We start from the raw sequence: 16,849 nt of genomic DNA, 5'->3' as shown, positions 1-16,849 counted from the left end.
TATGACAGCAGCAAATAATAATCTGGGTGGAATGAGTTTTGTCGGAGCCGATCCCATGATCCCTTCTCCCGGCCCAAATACCGCGCCAAACATGATGGGCATTCCAAATGTGCCTAACTACTTTTGCTGCGGCAGTAATGAGCAAAACATGGCGACGATCCGCACGACTACCATCGACGCAGGCAACGAGGTAGGTGTGGTTTCCGGAACCCATTCGGCGCAAATGCTACCGATACAGGGATCGTCGAAATACTTTATTCAAGGCATGCCCGCGACGCGATTAGGCGATATGAGCATGACCAACAATAACAACATGGTGACGACACAGACCGTGCCGAGCCAGATGAAGTATTTCATCAACGTTTAACGCCTCAGGAGCAGGGATGCATTTACCAGGATGTCTCGTCATCGGAGCGCTGCTGCTCTCAGGTTGTAGCCTGTTTGCCGCAGATTCCGCATCGGATCACGCCGTGCCGCAACCACCCGCGCTTTCTCTTACGGCTGCGTTGAACAGCAACCTGTCGCCAGGCGGCATCGCACAACCGACCAGAGTGTGCGTCTGGCAACGCGCGCAGCCTGGTTTCATACCCGATGGCGTATTTAGTGGCGCGACTTGCCAGCTGCAATCGGACGCTAACGCGCCTTTGTTTAACGACATTATCGCGCCGGGCATGCAGCGCAGCCTGCATTTGCCTGACACGGTGACTACACCGTTTTGGTTGGTGATTGGTGCTGAGTTTCAACAATACGGCTCGTCACAGAGCCTGATTGAAATTCGCGTGGCTAATGCTGATGCCGAAAAAATTATTGTTTCAATTAACGATCAGACACTTGCGTCCAAAATTTACAACAAGGATTAACCTCATGTTTCCTACCAGTCGTACCGCATGGATTGAAGGCATGCTGATGGAACCACAGCATTTTCAGCAGCAGGAGCGTTTTTTTGAACACCATATTGATGGTCGTCTCAGAGCCGTTCAGCGCTGGAATTGGGGCTTCAGCCAGATTGAAATCAATCGTGCTTTATTGGATCAAGGCAAGATCGCCCTCACTCAGGCGAAAGGTATTTTTCCCGATGGAACGCCCTTCAGCTTGCCTGGCGATGGCCCACTGCCGCTGCCCTTAGCATTAGAGGAGGCGATGGAGGGCCAGCAAGTTTGCCTCACGCTCACCCTCGATCTTCCGGATACCGAACTTGCCAGCGTGGCAAACGCACGCCAGGGCAGCCGACTGGCATTGGAAGATGCACAAATCAAAAATCGCTATGCGGGTATTTCCTCACCCGGGAATCCGGACATGGTCACGCTGCAAATTGCACGTCTTAACTGTCGCCTGCAGCTCAAAAATAGCGTTACCGGCGCCGAAACTGCGCTGCCGTTGCTGACAATCCGTGAACGTAGTGCCAACGGTGCGCTGGTTATCGACAGCACGATGCTACCGCCTTTGTTGGACTATCGCGCCTGTGGCTGGCTCAAAGATGCCCTTAACGAATTGATGAGCTTGATTCGCTTACGGCTGGAGAGTGTGTTCCGAAATGATGTTCACTCGGCCGTCGGTGGACTTTCCGAGCTGCTTGAGCTGCTGCTGCTGCAAACGCTCAGCCACGCGCATCTGCATTTAGCGCATCTTAGCCAACAATATCCGGTCCATCCTGAGCAACTTTATCAGCAGCTACTTACTCTGCTTGGTCAACTCAGCATCATTCCAGATGGGGAACGATTATGGGAACGGCAGGATTTGCAATATCAGCATGATGAGCCGCACATGGGGTTTTTCCCGCTGTTTACCGCCATCCGCCGCGCGCTCTCGTTGGTTATCGAAGCTCCTGCGGTCGCGCTGCTGTTCAAACAACGCGAAGATGGCATCTGGATTTGCCCTACTGACGCGCAGCTCAGGCTGGAGAAAATTGTATTTGCCATCAGCTGCGATCTACCAGCCGACCAGCTGCGACTGGCGTTTCCGGCGCAGACTAAAATGGGCGCAGTGGAAAGAATCAGTCATCTCATCGATCTGCAGCTACCGGGCGCTCGTTTGCTGCCTATGGTTTCCGCCCCGCGTCACATCCCCTGGTATCCCAACAGCGTTTACTTCGAAGTTGATAACAATGACTCGCTTTGTCGTGAGATGTACAACGCCTCGGCGATGGCCGTCAGTATTGTCGGCGACTTCCCGGGGTTGAGATTTGACGTCTGGGGGCTGCGACAAGGGAGGATCGCATGAACGACTTCGAACGCAAAATACGTGAGGCGCTTAACCTGCAGCGTGAAAACGATGACACGCGTCAGCAGAACAACGCGCTAAATCTGTCGCACCAGGCTTCCCTGCTGGCTACCACTTCGCTGGTGGGTGCCACGATGGCGGGTCTGAAAAAAACCGAAAGCAGCGGCAATGCGCATGCCCATACGCCAACTCACGCGCTTGCTGCAGAACCCTCCAAGGAGAGCGCCAACGCCGATATCACCTCGCCGTTTCAAACGGAGAGTACGCTGCTAGCCGCGCGCAACGTCTTATCGCGTCCTGGGCAAACTTACAGCGAATGGGCAAATCCGCTGATTAAAGCTGCCTTTCCGCTCATTCTGATGGTCGAGCAGTATAAAAAAAGCGGACAACGTCACGATGACATTCAACGCGCGCAGTGGGTACGTGAAGCCCAATATTTTCAACAGGTTTTACTCCAGCAAGGCTATACCAGTGAGATCATTAATCATCTTACTTACCTCCTCTTCACCTGGATTGATGAAACGCTAAACCGCAATAACACCAGCGCGCCGCTCTCGCTGCTGGTGGAGTATTACCAGGATGCATGGGGCGGCGAGAAATGTTTCGATCACCTCAATCAGTACTGGCAATCTCCGCAGACGCATCAGGATGTTCTGCAATTCTATGACCTGATTTTGTCGCTGGGCTTTTATGGTAAATACGCCATGATTGAGCGGGGTCCGCTGCTGTTGGCCGATCTGCGCCACCAGCTGGACGTACTGCTCTACTTAAACCATCCAACCCAAACTCTAGCGGATGCACAGTCCCACCGCGTGGTGCCTAAAAAGCGCGTGATTACGCCCCTACGCCTGCTGATGTTCGGTGTACTGGCGCTGAGCGCTATTTACGCTTACGCCAGCTGGCGACTGCATGACGATGCCCGCACATTACGTAATGCAATCCTTGCCTGGACGCCACCAGAACCGCGGCGGATTAACATCATGTCGACCTTGCCGCAGCCGCTGCCAGAAATTCTGCAGGAGGGCTGGCTTGAAGTGAGAAAAGATCCTCAGGGCTGGCTGTTAATTTTTACTTCAGATGGTGCGTTCGCAACCGGAAAAGCAACCTTGCTGCCCGACTTCGTGAATAAGCGCAACATCGAGCGCCTGGGAGCGGCTCTTGCGCCATGGCCGGGCGATCTGGAAGTGATTGGCCATACCGATAGCGAACCGTTCCGCAAAAATCCGACGCAGTCCAACTTGATCTTGTCAAAAGAGCGCGCGGATACGGTGGCCAACAAGCTCCGTTCTGTCATGCAAACCAACAGTAAATATCAACGCAACATTGATGCCACGGGCAAAGGTGATACCGATCCGCTGGCTGAAAACACCACGGAAGCAGGACGTAAGCGCAACCGACGCGTTGATATTTTGTGGAAGATTGGCCAGCGCCAGGATGAAGCGACACAGCAAGCCGTTGAGGACGTTCGCGCGGCAGCCAGGAATCCGTAACTAAGGACAGTTCATGTTTCGTCATCTTTTTATACTTATATTTGCTCTTGTGGTCAGCGCAGTGATCTGGTGGATTGGTCCGCTGATTGCGATTGGTCGTTGGTTTCCCCTTGCAAGCCAGTGGCCTCGCGCCATCTTAGTCGGCCTGCTGTTGTTCTGGGCCGTGTGGCCGTGGATCGCGCGCTGCTTCAGCTGGATGTCTGGCAAACTCTTCACGCCGTTTGCCCGCCGGGCGCCCGTTTCTGCGGTGAGCAATCACCGCTTCTATGATGCAGTATCAACCCTGCGCTACGTCGGATTAAGTGAACAGCGGACATACTGGCGGCGCATGTGTTATCGGCTTTATCAGCCCTGGCTGCGCGATCGTCCGTGGTTTTTGGTCATCGGGCCGCAGGACAGCGGTAAGACTTCACTGCTGAGTGAAAGCCAACAAACGTTCCTGTTGGCAGAACAGTATGGACTGCATGCGACAACCGGCACCGGGCCAACGCAAGAGTGCAACTGGTGGTTGACACGTGACGCCATCTGGATAGATACCCCCGGCAGCTGGGCACAGAGTGAAGACAGCGTCAGAGCCGATAAAGCCCGCACCTCATTACTTCGCCTGCTGCGACGCAAGCGCGGGTTTCCGCCGATCGATGGCATCTTCCTCTGTCTGGATGCGCACTGGCTGCTCCAGGCTTCCTTATCCGAGCATAAAGCGCTGGCGGACACCCTGCGTGCTCGCCTGCTCGGCTGCGCCAATGATGCGCGCTGCGATCTTCCGGTTTACCTGATGCTTTCACACCTCGATCAACTGCCCGGAGGTGCCTCTTTGCTCGCCATGATGAGCGACAATTTACGCAGGCAGGGTATTGGATTCAGTATTGAGGCGGGCCAAAAACATGCCGAGCAGGCATTTGCAGCACTACTGGTGCGCATTAGCCAGTACGTACTGGAACTGATCCACGACGTGAATTCAGAAACCGAGCGACACCAGCTTCTGCAACTCATAGAGAGCCTTGGCACGCTGAGCAGGCCGCTGTTCAGCTTGATCAATCAGATCTTTCCCTCCTCGCCCGTAGGCTACGAAGTTCAGCTACGGCACATCTGGTTGGGCAGCGCTCGCCAGATAGCGCTGGATCCGCTCAACGTCGCAACATCATGGGGATCATCATCCACTACACATCCCACCACGGAACTGTGGCAATCGGGATTCGACCATGCCATTACCGAGCGCCATATTCTCACCTCGGGGGGCCAGCGTTCCGCTGCCGTAGCGATTCGGCGATTAGTCGGCTCTGTATTGGTACTACTTTTTCTGAGTGGTGCGGGTTGGGGGCTGTTGCGTTATTACCAATGGGAGAAGGATTATATCGGCTACGTGAATGCCACCTTCGATGAAACCCGCCGCTTAGTGCGTGAGGTCCCGGCGACGCAGCGTCCGGGTGAAAATCTGATCGCCGCCTATGAGCAGCTTGGCTATATGAACGCCCAGCTGGAAAGCGTCGATACCCTGCCCCTGAATCCTTATGTCGAACATCTGGCGCTCAACGATGCCGCGACCGCTACCTGGCATCGTCATTTGCTCAAAATCTTCTGGCCGGCGGTGCAAGCCTATATTGTCGATGCGCTCCAGCAGGACGCCAATACCCATAAAGATGATGTCTACGACACGCTAAAAGTTTATATGATGCTGGTTGATCCGGCACATCGCGATCCGGTTGCCTTAAATAATTGGTTTATGGCGCGCTGGGATCGGTTCGCGCCGCCGGGATACGCCAGCAATAATAAAACCTTGTTTGGTTATCATCTGAAGGCGTTATTCTCATTAGCGGCAACGCCGGCGCTGAAACCTGATGTAAATCTGGTGCGGCTGGCACGGGTGAGAGCGGCGGAAATCCCGCAGCAGATGCGGGTGATTAACCGTTTGAGGGAGAGTTCCCATGCGCTGGCGATGCCAGATGTAACGCTCGCGAATGCGGCAGGCAGTGACGTCATGCTAACACTGAGACGTAAAAGCGACGCCACGGTTAACGATGTTGCGGTACCCGGCTTCTATACTCGATCCAGCTATCGCGATGTGGTGTTGCCGGAAGTAGAAAACATGTCCAAAGCGGTACTCGAGGAGGAATCCTGGGTGATGGCGGACAAGGACAGCGCCTCGAACCTTGAAATGGTCACCGCAACCCAACGTCTGATGGATGAAACGCGCAAACTCTATCTGCTGGAATATGCCAATCACTGGGCCGACTTTATTAAAGATATCCGTGCCAGACCGGTGCAAAGCATTGATGATGCGGCATCACTCGCGCGCCAGTTAGCGGACCCCTCTTCATCGTTAGCCAATTTAATCCGCTTCATTACCCGTGAAACCAGCCTTACCGGACGCGATGATGCCGGTGCAACCAGTTGGTTTGACCGACAGCGTTACAGCTTGCAGAAGCAAAAGCGGGACATTGTCGATGAGATCTCCGGCGATCGTTCACGCTTTAAACTCACGCCAGAACAGGCCGTTGAGGATCGTTTTCAGCCACTGCGGCGGCTGGGACTTGAGTTAGCGAAAAGCAATGTTGGCAATGACAGCCTCCAGCGCACTTTTAACGAGCTTTATAATCTGCTGGCGGCGGCATCGGTTCGTCTTAATAGCAGCGAGAGTAATGCCCAGTCGCCGGATGATGGCTTAAAGCGCGCCCGCATTGATGCCGCGCGTTATCCCGATCCGGTCAGGAGCGTCATGATGGATCTGATTGAACGCGGCCAAAGCCAGACCCTGGCGCAGATTCGGCAGAAACTCTCAAGCAATACGGCGTCACTGACCACCGGTGAAGGTAAAAATATCATCGCCAATCGTTATCCGTTTTCCACCACGGCCAAAAACGAAATTGGCATTAACGATTTCTCTCGCCTGTTTGCAAAAGATGGCAGCTTACAGCGCTTTTTCGACCAAAACCTCGCGTCGCTGGTTGATGTTAACCAGCGACCCTGGCGCGCAAAGGATCCAAGCTTAATTTCAGCAGGTACCGTCCGATCTTTTGAAAGTGCGGCGAAAATTCGTGAAAGCTGGCTTAACAGCAGCGGAAATATGGCGTTAACCTTTTTCCTCACGCCAATGACGCTCAGCAGCAACATCTCTGAAGCCGTACTGGATATTGATGGACAGGTTATCCGTTATAGCCACGGTCAAAGTCAACCGGAGCGGGTGGAATGGCCAGGCCCAAAAGGTGGCACCTATATTCGCCTCACTTTCAAAGCCAATGACGGCAGCTTGCAGACCGCGATGTTCGAAGGTCCCTGGGCCCTATTCCGACTTTATGATCGCGCGACGGTCAGCAACATGAGTAGTGATACGCGAGAGCTGTTGATGATGCTGAACGGTATGCCAGGAAGCTTCGCGTTTACTATCCGCTCAGCGCAACAAAACTTCCCATTATGGTCCCGCGCGTTGCGCAATTTTAAATGTCCTTAATCCCAGCAATGACAAGGAGTTATTCATGATTAATAAAGAAGATATTCTTGCAGCAGCGCAAAGCGGCAATTCAACCGCCGATAGCGTACACCGTTCTCTTCAGGAAAATTTTACGCAGTCATGCGCATCAATGAGTTTATCCGGTATGGATTCTTCCGCTGCGGTTGCTATGCAGAGTAATGGCGCATGTAAATCCATGATGGAACAAATGGGCAGCACCTTTGTTGGGTTACAACAGCAGTTACAGGCGCATAAACAGGCATTGATGAAAGATGCGCCTGAAATGTTTAACGTAACGAAGAATGATTTGCGCGATACGGTAGCTAAAGGTGTGCCTGCTGAAGAGGCGCACTACAACTCTAAGCGCGAGTTTTAATGTGAATAAGCGGATGAAAATCCGCTTTATTTATTAGGTTGCGTTAATTTATCAGCCAGTCACGCGGCATTAAGCTCACGCACATAATCCAGAAAGGCCTGCAGCGGCGCCGGGATTAAACGGCGATCGTTGTAATACAGCCACAGGCCGGTGAAGCTTTGCCACCATTCGGGCAGAATCGGTTGCAGACTACCGCTGTCAAGCGCCGGTTTCAGCCAATCCTCGAACAGATACACCACGCCGGAACCGGCAATTGCGGCCTGAACCGTGAGATCCATGGCCGCGCCGATACTGCAAATCAGCGGGCCTTTTGGCTGCAGGCGCACGGTTTCTTCACCGCGCGTAAATTCCCATTCGGCTACCACGCCGGTCGCATAGCGTCCGTATAAACACCGATGCTGCATGAGATCCCGCGGATGCTGCAGCGTGCCGAACTGGGCCAGATAAGCGGGGGCCGCCGCTAACGCAAAGCGCTGGGTGCGAGGGCCAATCGGCAGCGCCACCATATCCTGTTCCAGATGATCGTCATAACGCACGCCAGCATCACAGCTGTCGCGGAACACATCCTGAACATTGCTCTCCGCCACCACTTCCAGCTGGATATCCGGGTAGCGCTGGAGAAAGCCCGGCACAATCGCGGGTAACACAATGCGCGCGGCGCTGACCGGGACATTCAAACGCAACGTGCCGCCCGGGGTATCACGGAAGGTATTTAGCGCATCCAGTGCCGCATCCACTTCGTTCATCGCAGGCAGTAAGCGCGACATCAGCGCCCTGCCAGCTTCAGTTAACGCCACGGTGCGCGTGGTGCGATTAAACAAGCGCACGCCAAGCTGCTCTTCTGCCCGCCGTACTGCATCACTCAGACGCGACGGATTACTCCCCGTCATGCGCGCCGCCTCGCGAAAGCCCCCGGCTTTTGCCACCGCGACTACCGCGTGCAGCAGTGCGATATCTACTGCCATTGTTCGCCACCTCGTACACTGTGTCCCGATTTGCACGGATAGTTGCACAGCGCTGGGGCGATTACAATCACTCTACACACTGACAAAGGAGCTTCCCATGTCTCATCCAGCATTAACTTATACCCTTGGCGATCGCCAGGTAGCGCGCCTTGGTTACGGCGCCATGCAGTTGGCAGGACCGGGCGTCTTTGGCCCGCCCAAAGACGAAGCGCGGGCTTTGCAGGTACTGCGTGAGGCTATCAGCGCGGGTGTTAACCATATTGATACCAGTGATTTTTATGGCCCGCATATTACCAACCAGCTGATTAAAAAAGCGTTGCATCCCTACGCGGACGATCTGGTTATCGTCACCAAAGTGGGCGCGCGTCGTGATGAGAAAGGCGGTTGGCTGCCGGCGTTCACCCCGGAGGCGCTGACACAGGCGGTTGAAGATAACCTGCGTCATCTTGGACTCGATGTGATTGAAGTGGTGAATCTGCGTTCGATGTTGGACGTGCATGGACCAAAAGAAGGTTCACTGGAGCCGCAGGTTGAGGCGATGATCAAACTGAAAGAGCGCGGCCTGATTCGTCATATCGGCTTAAGCAATGTCACTGCCAAACAGGTGGCCGATGCACAAGCAATGACGCCGATTGCCTGCGTGCAGAACCTCTACAATCTGGCCAATCGTCAGGACGAGGCGCTGCTCGATCAGCTGGCGGCGCAGGGCATTCCGTACGTGCCTTTCTTCCCACTGGGTGGTTTTTCTCCGCTGCAGTCCGATCGGCTAACCGACGTAGCGAACGAGCTGAACGCCACGCCGTTACAGGTGGCGCTGGCCTGGCTGCTGCAGCGTTCACCGAACATTCTGCTGATTCCAGGTACCTCATCGCCAGCGCACCTGAAGCAGAACCTGGCGAGTGTTGACGTGAAACTTACGCCTGAAATCGTCAGTCGTTTGGACAGCATCGCCTAACCATCGCTTTGCACACCGGGTCGTCATGAATGACGCCCCTACGAAGGTAATATGCGCTGTAGGGTCGTCATTCATGACGACCACTCCATCAAATAATTCCCATCTCCGCCAGGCACCCTTTCAACGTACCAAATGCATCCTGGCACTGCCGCTCATCGACACAGGCAAAACCCAGCAGTAGGCCGCGTCGCTCCTGCGGATGCATGTAATATTGCGACAGCGGACGTACCTTTACGCCGCGCCGCAGTGCCAGCGCGGCGACGGCGACATCGTCGCATCCCATCGGTAAGTTCATCACCAGATGTAAGCCTGCTTCGTGATTCACCAGCGGTAAAAAGGCCGCGCCGAGATAGCGTTCAATCAGGCTGACCATAAAGCGTCGGCGCTGGCTGTAAAGCTTACGCATACGGCGGATGTGCGCCATGTAATGGCCTTTCTGAATAAATTCTGCCAGCGCGCGCTGTACCAGCAGATGACCGCCACGATAGAGCTCTGCCGCCGCTACCCGCAGCGGCTGCGCTAACGCTTTCGGCACCACCAGATAGCCGAGCCGCAGCGCGGGATAGAGCGTTTTGCTAAAGGTGCCCATATAAATTACGGGTGCATCTGGCTCGAACCCCTGCAGCGACGGAAATGGCTGGCCCGAAAAACGGAACTCACTGTCGTAATCATCCTCCACCAGCCAGGTCTTATGCTTGCGCGCCAGGTCCAGCAGCTGCTTACGGCGCTCAAGGCTCAGGTGCACGCCAAGCGGGTATTGATGTGACGGTGTCACAAAAATCATTTTTGGGGCACGGCTACGCGCCGGTAAATCGGGGATTAGTCCCTGCTCATCCACGGCAACGGCATGTATTTTCAGCCCATTGATGCGCAGCAAATTGCGCGTGCCCCAGTAACCTGGCTCTTCGATCCAAACCTGATCGCCAGGATCGCACAGTACGCGTGAGACCAAATCCACCGCCTGATGAATACCTTCGGTAATGATGATTTGATCGGCATTGGCATGCACCGATCGCGCAACGCTGAGGTATTCCGCCAATGCTTCACGCAGATGCATGCAGCCGCCCTGGCTGCTGTAAATGAGCCGTTCGACATCCGGCTCGCGGTTTAACCGCGCCTGGATCTGGCTGAATAATTTATGCGGGAACTGCGTAACATCCGGCGCTCCGGGCACGAACGCGCCCCACTGATAAGGTGAGGCATTGGCGTGACCCAGCAGCGAAGCCCCGCGTTTTGAGAGCGCCGCCGGTTTTGCCGTCATTGAGTCGATTACGGCAGCGTTGCGCGGCGTATGCAGCGATCCTTCCGGCAAGTTTTCCGCAATCCAGGTGCCGCTGCCCGTGCGCGCCGTGACATAACCTTGCGCCATCAGATTTTCATAGACGTTAAGCACGGTATTACGCGACACCGACAGCTCGCGCGCTAAATCACGCGTGGCGGGCAAACGCGTAGCCCGCGGGAAAATGCCCTCGGCGATAGCCAGTTGCATACAGCTCAGCAAACGCTGCTGCAGCGTCCCCTCCTGCATAAACTGCATGCGCTCCAATACATGATCTGCGTACAAACTCCGCAATTGGCTCCCTCCTTTTCTGTAAAAGTGGCTCTGGCATGATACCTCAGCGCAGGGATAAATAAGCGTGTTTGTTGATGATTTGTAAAGACGCATATCGCTAAGGAAATGTTATGGAAGGTAAAAACAGCCGGTTGCAGCAACGCAAAGATGATGCCCTGCCACGCGGTACCGGCAATCTTTGTCAGTGGTATGTCGAGCACGCAGAAAACGCCACGCTGCGCGACGGTGAGGGCAATAGCTGGATCGATTTCGCCGGCGGCATTGCGGTATTGAATACCGGTCATCGCCATCCACGCATCGTGCAGGCGATTGCCGATCAGTTAGAGAAATTTACCCATACCGCGTTTCAGGTCACGCCCTATGAGAGTTATGTCGCGTTGGCCGAACGCCTAAACCGCGTGGTGCCAATTGCTGGCAAAGCGAAAACCGCCTTTTTCTCGACTGGCGCAGAAGCGGTCGAAAACGCGGTGAAAGTGGCGCGAGCGGCCACGCGTCGTCACGGCATCATCACCTTTGGTAACGCCTTCCATGGTCGCACCTTTATGACCATGGCAATGACCGGCAAAGTGGCGCCATACAAACGCGACTTTGGCCCAATGCCGGCTTCGGTATGGCACGCACGCTATCCCAACAGCGTAACCGGCATCAGCGTAGAGGATGCGTTAGCTAGCCTGCAGGACATTTTTACTCAGGACATCGCGCCGCAGGATGTTGCCGCCATCGTGCTGGAGCCCATTCAGGGTGAAGGCGGATTCCACGTCGCGCCGCCGGCATTCTTCAACCGCTTGCGCACATTGGCGGATGAACACGGCATCCTGCTGATTGCGGATGAAGTGCAAAGCGGCTTTGCTCGCACTGGCAAGCTGTTTGCCATGGATCACTACGCCGTAAAACCGGATCTCATCACCATGGCGAAAAGCCTCGCGGGCGGGATGCCGCTTTCGGCAGTCAGCGGCCGTGCCGAGATTATGGATGCGCCGGGACCGGGTGGCTTAGGCGGCACCTACGCCGGTAATCCGCTGGCGATTGCTGCAGCCCACGCGGTACTTGACGTGATTGCCGACGAGAAACTGTGCGAACGTTCAGAACAACTCGGCGCTCAGTTGATTAATTTCTTGCACGGCGCGCGCAGCAGCTGTTCTTCCATCATTGATATCCGTGGCCTGGGCTCTATGGTGGCAGTGGAATTTGCCTCGGCACAAACGGCACAGACCCTTCAGCAACAGGCGATGGCACAAGGCCTGCTGCTGCTGACATGTGGTCCACAGGGTAATGTCATTCGTTTCCTCTATCCGCTCACCATCCCTGATGCGCAGTTCAGCCAGGCGCTGGACATCCTCGGCAGCGTGCTGAGTCAACATTACGATTCTTAGGCTTTCGCCGCTCTTCCCAGCTCGCACTGCGGGCTGGGCTTCTCACCTGTTGTAACCCGGCAGTGCTGCGTGCTGCCTGAGAGACGCTTTGGAGAAATATAGATGAGTTCACAGAATGCCGATGTACTGGCTCAAGGCCTGAAACCGCGTCACGTCCGCATGTTGTCAATTGGTGGCGTCATCGGTGCCGGACTGTTTGTCGGTTCAGGTCATGCCATTGCCGAAGCCGGTCCTGCGGTGCTTCTGGCCTATATAGCGGCGGGCGCGCTGGTGGTGCTGATTATGCGTATGCTGGCGGAAATGGCCGTGGCGTCCCCTGATTCGGGCTCCTTCTCAACCTATGCCGACAAGTCACTCGGTCGCTGGGCCGGGTTCACTATCGGCTGGCTTTACTGGTGGTTTTGGGTGCTGGTGATTCCGCTGGAGGCCAACGCGGCGGGCACCATTCTGCATTCGTGGTTTCCACAGGTTGCAGTATGGGAATACACGCTGGCGATCACCTCGTTCCTGACCATCAGCAACCTGTTTAGCGTGAAAAACTATGGCGAATTCGAATTCTGGTTTGCTCTGCTGAAAGTGGTGGCGATTGTCGCGTTCTTGTGCGCAGGAAGCCTGGCGGTATTTGGTTTGATGCCGGGTAGCAGCACGCAAGGCATCTCACATCTGTACGATACGCAAGGCTTTATGCCCAACGGTATTAGCGCGGTACTGGCAGCCATTCTCACTACCATGTTCTCGTTTATGGGAACAGAAATCGTCACTATTGCCGCTGCGGAATCACGCGAACCGAAGAAGCAGATCACCCAAGCCACCAATTCAGTGATCTGGCGTATCGCGTTGTTCTATTTACTGTCGATTTTTATTGTTGTCGCGCTGGTGCCGTGGAATACGCCGTCACTCATGAAAGCCGGCTCTTACCAGACGGCAATGCAGATGATGAACGTGCCGTACGCCAAACAGATCGTGGATGTGGTGGTCTTAATCGCGGTGTGTAGCTGTCTTAACTCGGCGCTGTATACCGCATCGCGCATGATCTACTCGCTGTCACGCCGTCAGGATGCACCGGCCATGGTGTCACGCACCACCCGCAGCGGTACGCCATGGGTTGCCGTGCTGTTCTCTACGGCAGCCGCCTTCCTCGCCGTCATCGCCAATTATCTGGCACCAAGCGCGGTGTTTGAATTTTTGCTGGCCAGCTCGGGTGCCATTGCGCTACTGGTGTATCTGGTGATCGCCGCTTCACATCTGGTACTGCGCAAAAAGCGCGAAGCGCGCGGCGAAACGCTCAGCTATCGCATGTGGCTGTTCCCAGGTTTGACGTGGGCGACCATGGTGTTCATCGTCGGCGTGTTGATTGCCATGCTGTTTAATCAACAGCATCGCCCAGAGATAATCGCCACTGGCCTGTTAACGCTGGCAGTGGTCGCCGCCAGCCGCATTGTGCAACGCAAACGTGTGGCGCGTAAAAGCGAAAAAATGGTGGCGTTACGTTCGTAACGGGTTGATTCCGGGCAAGGATGCCGCGGAACTTAATCGTACTGCACGTCGATACTGATCGCCTCTTCCGGCACGTTAAGGTTTACCACGCACTTTCTCCATACCGGCAAACCATTGGTCATCTTGTTATCGACGAAGTACTGCTGAAATTCCTTCAGCGCCTCGGAGAGATCGCCAATCGCGCGCGCATCCGGTTCAAACCAATCCGGCTCACCGTTTTCATCAAGGTAATCGAACTGGAATTGCCCGCCATCATCGTCCGCAAATAATTCGGCCTGGACGATCAATTCCCGCGCACCTTCTGGGCCACAGCTAAAGATGATCTGGCCGATACGGCGATAAAGGTCTTCGTATTGCATAGGTTTTGGGTTCCTCAATGGAATAAATGACGCGCAATAAATTGCGCCGCTACAAGATGAGTGCACATTCCTGTAGCGGCGCGATTCATCGCGCAATGAATGACACTAATATTGACTTTAGTTCGCATGATAAGAGAATGAGGCTCTTCGAACAGAAAGTTGTAAGAAAGGGAGTTTATCATAGCCTGTTCACATCGTTTTCTTCGCGTCAGGAAATCCACCGCGCTGGCGGCCATTACCGTTGCCCTGCTCCTCGTCAGCTGCTCATCGCCGCCACCGAAATCGCTGGTCACCCCTTTGCCGTCGGTGCCCAAACCCCCGATGCCGAGCCAACCATTGCAGCATAATGAGCCGGTGCGCGGCGTGTGGCTGACGACGGTTTCACGCCTCGACTGGCCGCCGATGAATTCAGTTAATGCCAGTCCAGCCATCCGTATCAGCCAGCAGCAGCAAGCGCTAACCAGCAAACTGGATAAGCTGAAAAGCCTCGGCATCAATACTGTTTTCTTTCAGGTGAAACCGGATGGTACCGCGCTGTGGCGATCGCGCATTCTACCGTGGTCAGATATGCTGACCGGCAAAATTGGCGAGGATCCCGGCTACGATCCGCTGAAATTCATGCTGGATGAGGCGCATAAACGAGGCATGAAGGTGCACGCGTGGTTCAATCCCTATCGCGTCTCGACCAACGTCAAACCCTCTACTGTTAACGCGCTGAATAATACCTTAGCGCTGCAGCCCGCCAGCGTATTTGTGCTGCATCGCGATTGGATCCGCACCGCCAGCGACCGCTTTGTGCTCGATCCCGGCATCCCTGAAGCCCGCGACTGGATCACCAGCATCGTTGCGGAAGTGGTATCGCACTACGCTATCGATGGCGTGCAGTTCGATGACTATTTCTATACTGAAACGCCGGGTTCCACCCTCAACGATAACGCTACCTTCCGTCAATATGGTCAGGGGTTTGCCTCAAAGGCCGACTGGCGCCGCAATAATACGTTACTGCTGATTGAGCAGGTATCGCGCACCATTAAGCAGCTCAAGCCGAATGTTGAATTTGGCGTCAGCCCGGCGGGCGTGTGGCGCAATGTGTCACATGATGCCGCCGGTTCCGACACGCGCGGTGCTGCAGCGTATGACGAAGCCTATGCCGACACGCGCCGCTGGGTACAAATGGGCCTGCTTGATTACATTGCACCGCAGCTTTACTGGCCGTTTGCGCGCCAGGCTGCCCGCTATGACGTATTGGCACACTGGTGGGCGGACGTGGTGAAACCGACGCACACGCGGCTATATATTGGCGTGGCGCTGTATAAAATCGGCGAGGCCTCGAAAAGCGAGCCCGACTGGACGGTAAATGGCGGTGTGCCTGAGCTGAAAAAACAGCTCGATCTCAATGAGTCGGTGCCGCAAATTAATGGTACGATTTTGTTCCGCGAGAATTACCTTAATCAACCGCAAACCCAGGATGCGGTGAATTATTTGCGCACCCGCTGGGGCCGGTCGCCATAAATGGCTCCCCACCATGTAGGGTGCGCATTGATGCGCACCTGGATGCAAACCGCATAGGATTCAATGACGCATTGATGCGCACCTGGCCACAAACCGCGCGATAGGCGGGTTAAGCCAGCAACTCCTCACTCTGCATCAACGCAAAAAATGACTCCAGTTCGCGCAGCATCATCGAAGCGGCAATCGAAAGTTGCCGCTGTGGCGCCACGCACAGCGACAGCGTAAATGGCTTCAGCACGCTATCAATCAGCGGAATAAACTTCAGTTCACCGCGTCGATATTCATCCACGATATCCAGCCAGCACATCAGGCTAATTCCCACGTCATCGCGTACCAGCGAACGCAGCATATGAATGTTGTTGGTGCGCGCCACTTCCTGAATTTTAATCCCTGAACTGTTTATCAGCGCCTCCAGCGGATCGGCCAGCATCAGCGGGGCTGCGGGTACGATAAACGGCCAGGATTCGCAGTGGCTAAAGCGGATCGACTCCCGGTTCGCCAGCGGATGCTGGCTACTCACCACAATCCCCAGGCGTAAATCCGCAAAGGATTTCACCAGCAGTTCGCGCGAGCTTTGTGGATTGAGCATGATGCCGAAATCCGCATCGCCAGAGGTTAACGCATTGGCGATATGGATATTGCTCATGGTGGTCAACGTAAACGAGATGCCGGGATATTCTCCTCGGATCCGTTGCAAGATCGAGGAAAAGAAGCCGCGGTTGATGGCGTCAATCGTGGCGATATGCACATGCCCATGGCGTAGTCCGCGCAGATCGTCCAGCTGAGTGCAGACGCGGCCAAACTCACGCTGCCAGTTTTTCGCGGCATTCAGCAAAATTTCGCCCGCTGCGGTCATACGTAATCCTGATGGATGACGTTCAAATAGCGGCATATCCAGCTGTTCTTCCACGCGGAGTATCTGTCGATCAATTGACGAAGCGGAGACGTGCAATACCTCAGAAGCCTTGCGCAGTGAACCCTGGCGGGCTACTTCCGTGAAATAGAGCAGAAATCGGGAGAAGGCGAACATAGAGGGTGCTCTCTTTTTTGCAACGCATCATGCGAATTAAACAGATGGACG

General features: G+C 55.0%; 15 protein-coding genes. 11 read left to right on the top strand and 4 right to left on the bottom strand.

Annotated elements, in window-relative coordinates:
- The first annotated feature begins 1 nt into the window (after window position 1).
- The 6 genes from CRO19_RS21350 to CRO19_RS21325 are packed head-to-tail and all read left to right on the top strand — an operon-like array spanning window position 2 to window position 7,534.
- Entirely contained in the window at window positions 2-367 is a 366-nt protein-coding gene (locus CRO19_RS21350; RefSeq protein ID WP_097097842.1) for a PAAR-like domain-containing protein, read from the top strand.
- 16 nt (window positions 368-383) lie between these two features.
- Window positions 384-860, top strand: a complete 477-nt coding sequence (locus tag CRO19_RS21345; RefSeq protein WP_097097841.1) for a hypothetical protein — start codon at window positions 384-386, stop codon at window positions 858-860.
- 4 nt (window positions 861-864) lie between these two features.
- Window positions 865-2,220, top strand: coding sequence for a type VI secretion system baseplate subunit TssK (tssK, locus tag CRO19_RS21340; RefSeq protein WP_097097840.1), 1,356 nt, complete (start codon window positions 865-867; stop codon window positions 2,218-2,220).
- On the top strand, window positions 2,217-3,710 hold the full coding sequence (icmH, locus tag CRO19_RS21335; RefSeq protein ID WP_097097839.1) for a type IVB secretion system protein IcmH/DotU: 1,494 nt from the start codon (window positions 2,217-2,219) through the stop codon (window positions 3,708-3,710). Before tssK ends, icmH begins: the two co-directional genes overlap by 4 nt.
- A 13-nt stretch (window positions 3,711-3,723) precedes the next feature.
- Entirely contained in the window at window positions 3,724-7,158 is a 3,435-nt protein-coding gene (tssM, locus tag CRO19_RS21330) for a type VI secretion system membrane subunit TssM (RefSeq protein WP_097097838.1), read from the top strand.
- 25 nt (window positions 7,159-7,183) lie between these two features.
- Window positions 7,184-7,534 (top strand): DUF6277 family protein, encoded by a 351-nt coding sequence (locus CRO19_RS21325; RefSeq protein ID WP_097097837.1) that lies wholly within the window; start codon window positions 7,184-7,186, stop codon window positions 7,532-7,534.
- A 59-nt stretch (window positions 7,535-7,593) separates the two neighbouring features.
- Here CRO19_RS21325 and CRO19_RS21320 read toward each other — a convergent pair whose 3' ends face one another.
- Window positions 7,594-8,499 (bottom strand): LysR substrate-binding domain-containing protein, encoded by a 906-nt coding sequence (locus CRO19_RS21320; RefSeq protein ID WP_097097836.1) that lies wholly within the window; start codon window positions 8,497-8,499, stop codon window positions 7,594-7,596.
- 97 nt (window positions 8,500-8,596) lie between these two features.
- On the opposite strand from CRO19_RS21320, the gene CRO19_RS21315 reads away from it, so the two are divergent.
- Entirely contained in the window at window positions 8,597-9,454 is an 858-nt protein-coding gene (locus tag CRO19_RS21315; RefSeq protein ID WP_097097835.1) for an aldo/keto reductase family oxidoreductase, read from the top strand.
- Between the two features lie 88 nt (window positions 9,455-9,542).
- Here the strand turns inward: CRO19_RS21315 and pdxR are convergent, their stop codons facing one another.
- Complete coding sequence (pdxR, locus tag CRO19_RS21310) at window positions 9,543-11,027, bottom strand: MocR-like pyridoxine biosynthesis transcription factor PdxR (protein ID WP_176519231.1); 1,485 nt, start codon at window positions 11,025-11,027, stop codon at window positions 9,543-9,545.
- Window positions 11,028-11,137: 110 nt separating this feature from the next.
- Between pdxR and gabT the strand changes: the two genes are divergently transcribed.
- Window positions 11,138-12,400 (top strand): 4-aminobutyrate--2-oxoglutarate transaminase, encoded by a 1,263-nt coding sequence (gabT, locus tag CRO19_RS21305; RefSeq protein WP_097097834.1) that lies wholly within the window; start codon window positions 11,138-11,140, stop codon window positions 12,398-12,400.
- A gap of 102 nt (window positions 12,401-12,502) precedes the next feature.
- On the top strand, window positions 12,503-13,897 hold the full coding sequence (gene gabP / locus CRO19_RS21300) for a GABA permease (protein WP_097097833.1): 1,395 nt from the start codon (window positions 12,503-12,505) through the stop codon (window positions 13,895-13,897).
- 32 nt (window positions 13,898-13,929) lie between these two features.
- On the opposite strand, the gene CRO19_RS21295 is transcribed toward gabP, so the two are convergent.
- Window positions 13,930-14,256, bottom strand: a complete 327-nt coding sequence (locus CRO19_RS21295) for a hypothetical protein (protein ID WP_097097832.1) — start codon at window positions 14,254-14,256, stop codon at window positions 13,930-13,932.
- Window positions 14,257-14,282: 26 nt separating this feature from the next.
- Here CRO19_RS21295 and CRO19_RS26295 point away from each other — a divergent pair, with 26 nt between their 5' ends.
- Window positions 14,283-14,603, top strand: a complete 321-nt coding sequence (locus CRO19_RS26295; protein WP_320204520.1) for a hypothetical protein — start codon at window positions 14,283-14,285, stop codon at window positions 14,601-14,603.
- On the top strand, window positions 14,578-15,768 hold the full coding sequence (locus CRO19_RS21290; RefSeq protein WP_370659822.1) for a glycoside hydrolase family 10-like protein: 1,191 nt from the start codon (window positions 14,578-14,580) through the stop codon (window positions 15,766-15,768). Before CRO19_RS26295 ends, CRO19_RS21290 begins: the two co-directional genes overlap by 26 nt.
- 109 nt (window positions 15,769-15,877) lie before the next feature.
- Here the strand turns inward: CRO19_RS21290 and CRO19_RS21285 are convergent, their stop codons facing one another.
- On the bottom strand, window positions 15,878-16,798 hold the full coding sequence (locus CRO19_RS21285; protein ID WP_097097830.1) for a LysR family transcriptional regulator: 921 nt from the start codon (window positions 16,796-16,798) through the stop codon (window positions 15,878-15,880).
- Between the last annotated feature and the right edge of the window lie 51 nt (window positions 16,799-16,849).

Source organism: Candidatus Pantoea floridensis, assembly GCF_900215435.1.
In the GTDB taxonomy this organism is placed as follows: Bacteria; Pseudomonadota; Gammaproteobacteria; order Enterobacterales; family Enterobacteriaceae; genus Pantoea; species Pantoea floridensis.
This window is presented reverse-complemented; position numbering and strand designations above follow the sequence as displayed.

Coding starts and splice junctions, on each gene's coding strand:
- CRO19_RS21350 (WP_097097842.1), top strand. CDS start 2: ATGACAGCAGCAAATAATAATCTGGGTGGAATGAGTTTTGTCGGAGCC.
- CRO19_RS21345 (WP_097097841.1), top strand. CDS start 384: ATGCATTTACCAGGATGTCTCGTCATCGGAGCGCTGCTGCTCTCAGGT.
- tssK (WP_097097840.1), top strand. CDS start 865: ATGTTTCCTACCAGTCGTACCGCATGGATTGAAGGCATGCTGATGGAA.
- icmH (WP_097097839.1), top strand. CDS start 2,217: ATGAACGACTTCGAACGCAAAATACGTGAGGCGCTTAACCTGCAGCGT.
- tssM (WP_097097838.1), top strand. CDS start 3,724: ATGTTTCGTCATCTTTTTATACTTATATTTGCTCTTGTGGTCAGCGCA.
- CRO19_RS21325 (WP_097097837.1), top strand. CDS start 7,184: ATGATTAATAAAGAAGATATTCTTGCAGCAGCGCAAAGCGGCAATTCA.
- CRO19_RS21320 (WP_097097836.1), bottom strand. CDS start 8,499: ATGGCAGTAGATATCGCACTGCTGCACGCGGTAGTCGCGGTGGCAAAA.
- CRO19_RS21315 (WP_097097835.1), top strand. CDS start 8,597: ATGTCTCATCCAGCATTAACTTATACCCTTGGCGATCGCCAGGTAGCG.
- gabT (WP_097097834.1), top strand. CDS start 11,138: ATGGAAGGTAAAAACAGCCGGTTGCAGCAACGCAAAGATGATGCCCTG.
- gabP (WP_097097833.1), top strand. CDS start 12,503: ATGAGTTCACAGAATGCCGATGTACTGGCTCAAGGCCTGAAACCGCGT.
- CRO19_RS21295 (WP_097097832.1), bottom strand. CDS start 14,256: ATGCAATACGAAGACCTTTATCGCCGTATCGGCCAGATCATCTTTAGC.
- CRO19_RS26295 (WP_320204520.1), top strand. CDS start 14,283: ATGACGCGCAATAAATTGCGCCGCTACAAGATGAGTGCACATTCCTGT.
- CRO19_RS21290 (WP_370659822.1), top strand. CDS start 14,578: ATGCCGAGCCAACCATTGCAGCATAATGAGCCGGTGCGCGGCGTGTGG.
- CRO19_RS21285 (WP_097097830.1), bottom strand. CDS start 16,798: ATGTTCGCCTTCTCCCGATTTCTGCTCTATTTCACGGAAGTAGCCCGC.